Origin of the sequence: Bacillus songklensis, from assembly GCF_042649685.1 — a bacterium.
GTDB lineage: Bacteria > Bacillota > Bacilli > Bacillales > Bacillaceae_H > Bacillus_BA > Bacillus_BA songklensis.
Map to the genome: position 1 here is coordinate 37,503 of NZ_JBHRZT010000013.1, position 6,065 is coordinate 43,567.

Genomic DNA, 6,065 nt, shown 5'->3' on the forward strand with positions numbered 1-6,065 from the left:
AGTATCTACTTTGCGGTCTAGAGCAGCAACCCTGTGATTAAGCCTATTAAGATAGGAAATAGAATCTCAACACGGTTTTCCATATTTCGTGTCATCATATCTGCAGATGATAAAAATACCTTGTTTTCCCCATTATGATGGAAACAATAAACTCGTGTGTGCTCTAAGAATGTACCTACTATACTTCGAACGTTAATATTCTCGCTTACTCCTTTCACTCCCGGACGTAAACAACAAACCCCTCTTACAATCAAATCGATTTTCACACCGGCATTCGATGCTTCATAGAGTTTCATAATAATCTTTTTGTCTGTCAAGGAATTCATTTTAGCTATAATACGTCCATTCCCGTATTGCTTGTGGTAGAGCATCTCCTCGTTGATTAACTTTAGGAAGGCTTTTCTTATTCCAAAGGGTGATACAGATAGATGATGGTACTTAGGTTTTTCCATATGTCCGCTTAGATAATTAAAAAAGTTCGTGGCATCGAGCCCTATTTGCTGATTGGATGTGATTAATCCCATATCTGTATAAATCCTAGCCGTGGCGTCATTATAATTGCCTGTTCCCAAATGGACAAATCGTTCGATTTGTCCTTTTTTACGGCGTACAACAAGGGTAATTTTGCTATGTGTTTTTAAATGGGTCATACCATAAATAACATGACATCCCGCTTGCTCCAGTTCTTTTGCCCAGTGTACATTGTTTTCTTCATCAAATCGGGCTTTCAACTCCACAAGAACGGTGACCTGTTTTCCCTTCTCTGCGGCACGCTTAAGACTTTGAATGATAGGGGAATTCCCGCTTACACGATAAAGAGTCTGCTTGATGGCCAATACATCCGGATCGTCTGCAGCTTGTGAAATAAAATTAACAACTGGTTCAAATGATTCATAAGGATGATGAAGTAAAACATCCCGTTTAAGGACTGCGGCAAAAATATCTTCCTCTCCCTCTAAATCTTGAGGAGGCTGGGGAATGAATGTTGGTGCAGCTAAGTGCTCATGGGTAGATTGAATAGCTTTACAAAATGAAAAAAGAAATGTTAAATCTAGAGGAGCCTCAACACAATATACATCCTTGCTGTGGACTTCCAGTTCCTCTTTTAAGTAGTCAACCACCTGCTGGTCATAACAATGCTGTTGCACTTCCAATCTAACAGCTGCTCCCCACTTGCGTTTTTTTAGTTCTTCTTCAATTTCTCGTAAAAGGTCCTCTGCCTCGTCTTCATGGATGGTTAAATCTGCATTACGGGTGATTCGAAATGGGGTCACAGATTTTATTTGATAGCCTTTGAATAATTTATAAATGAATTGAGAGATGACCTGTTCTAATAAGACAAAGACCCTCGTTCCATCTTCTGCAGGCAGCTCAATCCAACGGTTCATCACAGCAGGAACTTGAACAATGGCTAGTTTTTCACCTGAAGATAACGGCTCATTTTTTTCTTGCCCCTTTTCTTCAATGACAACTGCCATATTTAATGACTTATTTAACAACATAGGAAAGGGTCGATAAGCATCGATGGCCATAGGAGTTAAAACGGGGAAAATCTGCTCGTCAAAAAACGCTTCTAAAAAAGCTGACGCAGCAGGACTTACTTCTGAAATTGATGCCATTTTCACCTGCTCTTTAGCTAATAGAGGAGTTAATTCATGTAAATACACCTCATCTTGCTTTTTAACAAGAGTATGAGTGATCTCAGAAATAGCACTTAGCTGCTCTTTTGGAGTTAACCCTGCCTTGTTTTCAGGTCTATTAAATCCGGCCTTTACTTGATCCAGTAAACCCGCTACGCGTACCATGAAAAATTCATCTAAATTAGAACTGAAAATAGCTAAAAATTTATATCGTTCCAATAAAGCATTCCGGTCATCCATAGCTTCTTGTAATACTCGCTGATTAAAACCCAACCAACTTAATTCCCGATTATTATAAAAGGAATGGTTATTTAAGTTCGTTTCTAATGTCGCTTTTTTTGTCATTTCCACCATGTATTCATCTCCATCATTAAAATCACGAACTATATATTAATCTTAAGATACCACTCCTTTGTAAATTTTAGATTAAATTTTTGTGAATTTTATTTGAAAAAATGGGATTATTACTGTTTTTAATCTATATACATGACTTTTTCTCCCGAAAGAATAGATACAAGACAACCGAAAAAACCTCTCTTGTTTGCAAGAGAGGTCAGCTTGTAGACAAGGTCTGATTTTCAGATCTTGTCTACAAGCTACAAGACCAATTATTGGTCTTTCAGGCTGTTGACAAAGTCGACAGCCATTTTTTATAGTTACTAAGTTATCAATATATAGTGTTTATTATCAGGGTAAACAACCAAATATGTAGCTAGAAAAGAAACAAAGCCCCTTTTTCTTGAGATAACTTTTTGAAAAAGGGGGTTGTCTACACTCTGCAAGACCAATTATTGGTCTTTTTTGTTATTTCTTTATTACAGGAATGCTATCCTGCCAGATAGTTTAAGTACATTTATTCACAATCTCTTCTATAAATTTTAACATAAATATCTATTTAATTTAAAAATGAGTTCCTCAACAATCTAGCCCTAAACAAAAATAAGCGTATCCTTGTTTGAGAGATACGCTCTATAGCTAAATTGATAGGGAATACATATTTTGATTAATAATTTTGAACTAATTCTAATTTCTCTAGATCAATTATAAATTTTCCATTCATTAAGATATCAAGCCCTATGAGACCATTGATACCCCAATCATCTAAGTTTCCAAAATCCAGCTTCATTTCTGGTATTTCATGCGTACCGAGCTTAATAAAATCAACTGGTTTTCGGAAAGAATATTCTTCACCGCCAATTCCGTACGCACTGACCAAAGGATCTCCATTTTCAAAGTAAATACCTATATCCTCAACAATGTCAGATGAGATAAGAGTATGAGCTGCACCAGTATCAACAACAAGCTTATCTATTATCTTCGTTTTCCCTTTATACGAAATCGTCATTTCTACTTCGAGCAAACGACTCACTAATTCTAACTTCATAATCTCATACCTCTTAAGCCTGTTTGGTTTCTCATTTCAATAACAATTTTTTCGGAACCTGTATGATAAACAATGGTATTACCTTTTGATTTAAGTAACTCTTTTGTAGCTAATTTAGAATCTTCAATTACATTAATTAATGCGACATCCGTTACAACCTTTTTATCATCTTCTAAGTAAAAATCAAGGATATTTAGTTTTACATATTGATCTGGGTATAATTTACGAACCTCTTCCCATTTCATTGTTTATCACTCCTTGTTTTGCATCCTATCATTACCATAGCACATTCCCATTACAACTTAAATGATTGCCTTTGTTAGCATAAGAATATTTAGAGATTGATTTAATTGGAATTCAAAAATATTTACTATAAAAATCATGTCTCAATTTTCCACTTAGCTGGGCATATATTTTTGTGGTCTCACTCTTCTCATGACCAAGTAAGCTTTGGATCACTTCAAGTGGCGCAACGGGTATTAAAGTATACTTCCCTTTCTTTATCACCTTTTCCATGTACAATGACTGAATTCGCTCGAAAATTAATATCATCGCGATTTAATTTTACAACTTCCCCAATACGGCATCCGGTCGAATACATAAACTCAAACAGCGCATTCTCCATCGTTGTATGACAAGCTTCTCTTAGATGTTCTATCTCTAGTTCTGAAAGGAACTTTGGAATTCTTTTACCTAATTTCGGCTCTTTTAATTTAGCAGCAGAATTTTTAGAGATATAGCCTTCTTCATGTGTCCATTTGAATAGTGATTTAATGCAACGAACCCTGTATCCTAAACTAGATGGCTTTAAGTGATCTCCTACCTGTATTAGATATTCTTTTAGTTTCTCAGTAGTAATTTCACTCATGTCAATATCACCAAAAAATCGTAACAAGAGATTATATTGAAAACAATATGTTTTTAATGTAAGTGGTGAATATCCCTCAATTTTTTTTATCTTGTTGATACTTTTTCCACGCTTCTGATAATAACATGACTCTTTCACTCTCCTACTGTTTAAATCCATTAATCTAGATTCTATTATGTTCAAGGAGAGTCTTTTTCATACGCAAGTTATTCAACAATCGCAGACAATAACTAATTACCAAACTATGAGAAACCTTGAAACACAAGAAAAGGACACTTTCTTTACTCAGGAAAAGCGCCCGATTGCTGAAGATCCAAGACTGTTAAAGCTGGCTCGCAATTATTGAACTCTAGCCCCCGTTGAAGATCACTTCCTTTTAATTCATCATATTAGTATCTGTTCTCAGGAATTTACGTAAACCCTAGAGGCAGGGCAAACAGCACTAAGTATTTTCAAGAACAGAAAGTTCTGTACTCTTCTTTTTCAGGTGGGATTTTAATTAGTTTTAGAAGAGAAAATCCTGTAAAATTAATAAAAAAGAGTGCCGAAATCAATATAATTTAGCACCCCCTATAAGATATTATTTTAAGTTTTGTACTCGAAAACAGAAACCGTTATTTTTATGAAGATCACTCTTCTCGAACTAACGCTCCCCATTAGTGAAAATCAATTAACCGGGTAGTCCCCCATGAAATTGAGTTTAAGCCTTAGTTTCAAAAATCAGATCTATAAGTAAACTTTTCCCAAGCAAAAGACTCAATGACTTACAACCTGCTTTTTTCAATTGTTAATCTCTTTTCATATACTGGTTGAAATATTGAGTATTCCCTTATCTACTCGGTTTCGGATAGTAGGAAAACCCCGGGTACTTTACTACTTGAACTTTTTCTTTTCGCAGTGCGTTCATCAACTCCGGACCTACATTTAAGTTCTGCTGTACCAACTCATGAGGTGTAAGCGCCATCCATTGATTCAGCGACACGTCAGCATAGCGATCGGTTCTGAAGATTGCCAGATACCATAGAGATGTGTTACCGATGTTCTGGATGTAATGTCCAAAGGGTTTTGGTACATATCCAACATCACCCGCTCGGTAATCGAAAGTTCGAGCCTGGCCATCGGCCGCGTATACCGTCATTCGCGCGGTCCCTGTCAGGTAATACTGCCACTCATCTGCAAAGTGCCAATGCATTTCCCTCATTGCTCCCGGTTTGACTTCTACCAACGCTGCCGCAGTTGTAACCGAAACGGGAAAGTTGCTGGAATCAACTATGCGCACAGAACCGCCCGGAAAAACCAGCGGCTCCCGCGCAAGCAGCCGATGTGTGAAACTCTTTGGTACGGTACCATAGGGATCTGGTACCTGTTGACTCTCAAGTGAGCCGGGAACCTTTCCCTGAAAAATGTATACCTGTTGTTTCGGGATAGGGGCAAAGGCACTTTCCGGTACACCGAAATTTGCCGACAGTACCTCTTTAGGTGTATGTGCGAAATAATCGGAAATAGAAAAAGTATGGAGATCGGAGAAGCCGCCGTCATCGAACACGAGTAAAAACTCGCAGCCTCCTTCCAGTCCTTGAATCGAGTGTGGAACCCCGGGGGGAAAGAACCATAAATCCCCTTGGCCGACATCGGCGATAAAGTTCCGCCCGTCCTGATCGACTGCAGTGATGCGGGCCTTTCCCCAAATCATGTAGGCCCATTCAGATTCCTTATGCCAATGTAACTCACGAACACCACCCGGTGTTAGTGCCATGTTTACTCCCGCAAGTGTAGTTGCGATCGGCAATTCTCTAGTCGTCACTTGCCGTGACCATCCCCCATGTTTTAACGTCATAGGGGTATCGGAGAATGAAAACTTTAAGTTGGGGATCGTTCCAGCATCGGTCGGCGGTGGAACCAGCAAGTCAGGGTTCTCAATGTCCCGCATGACATCTCTCGGGCCAAGGTCCACAAAACCGGCCCCATCAGCCCTTATCGGTTGCGGGATGGATTCATTGATTCGGGGATCACGCGGATTGTTTTTCATAAAAAATCATCCTCTCTTAATAGCCGCTTAGTCTTTTTTAACCTCAGCGTGTCGCAAAACTCATTTTTATACAAAGATTGTGAATAAAAAAGCCGCCTTCCTTGCACCCTATGATAGACTCTACTCAACCATAGGAAGGAAGAC

The 6,065-nt window shown here is 38.3% G+C and carries 4 protein-coding genes and 1 pseudogene; all 5 read right to left on the bottom strand.

From position 1 onward, the window contains the following. Nucleotides 1-17 precede the first annotated feature (17 nt). Nucleotides 18-1,994, bottom strand: coding sequence for an RNA degradosome polyphosphate kinase (locus ACFOU2_RS02270; RefSeq protein ID WP_377911880.1), 1,977 nt, complete (start codon nucleotides 1,992-1,994; stop codon nucleotides 18-20). 649 nt (nucleotides 1,995-2,643) lie between these two features. Further along, a complete protein-coding gene (locus ACFOU2_RS02275) occupies nucleotides 2,644-3,024 on the bottom strand; it encodes a retropepsin-like aspartic protease (protein WP_377911881.1) in 381 nt (126 codons plus the stop codon). Beyond that, nucleotides 3,021-3,269 carry a hypothetical protein gene (locus ACFOU2_RS02280; protein WP_377911883.1) on the bottom strand — a complete coding sequence of 83 codons (249 nt, stop codon included), beginning with the start codon at nucleotides 3,267-3,269 and terminating at the stop codon, nucleotides 3,021-3,023. The genes ACFOU2_RS02275 and ACFOU2_RS02280 overlap by 4 nt, the downstream gene beginning before the upstream one ends. Before the next feature lie 112 nt (nucleotides 3,270-3,381). Continuing rightward, nucleotides 3,382-4,019 (bottom strand): annotated as a pseudogene (locus ACFOU2_RS02285) (tyrosine-type recombinase/integrase). Nucleotides 4,020-4,721: 702 nt separating this feature from the next. Beyond that, on the bottom strand, nucleotides 4,722-5,921 hold the full coding sequence (locus ACFOU2_RS02290; RefSeq protein ID WP_377911885.1) for an oxalate decarboxylase family bicupin: 1,200 nt from the start codon (nucleotides 5,919-5,921) through the stop codon (nucleotides 4,722-4,724). Between the last annotated feature and the right edge of the window lie 144 nt (nucleotides 5,922-6,065).

What these genes read in the sequence shown, in the direction of transcription:
- ACFOU2_RS02280 (WP_377911883.1), bottom strand. Translation starts at nt 3,269, where the DNA reads ATGAAATGGGAAGAGGTTCGTAAATTATACCCAGATCAATATGTAAAA.
- ACFOU2_RS02270 (WP_377911880.1), bottom strand. Translation starts at nt 1,994, where the DNA reads ATGGTGGAAATGACAAAAAAAGCGACATTAGAAACGAACTTAAATAAC.
- ACFOU2_RS02290 (WP_377911885.1), bottom strand. Translation starts at nt 5,921, where the DNA reads ATGAAAAACAATCCGCGTGATCCCCGAATCAATGAATCCATCCCGCAA.
- ACFOU2_RS02275 (WP_377911881.1), bottom strand. Translation starts at nt 3,024, where the DNA reads ATGAAGTTAGAATTAGTGAGTCGTTTGCTCGAAGTAGAAATGACGATT.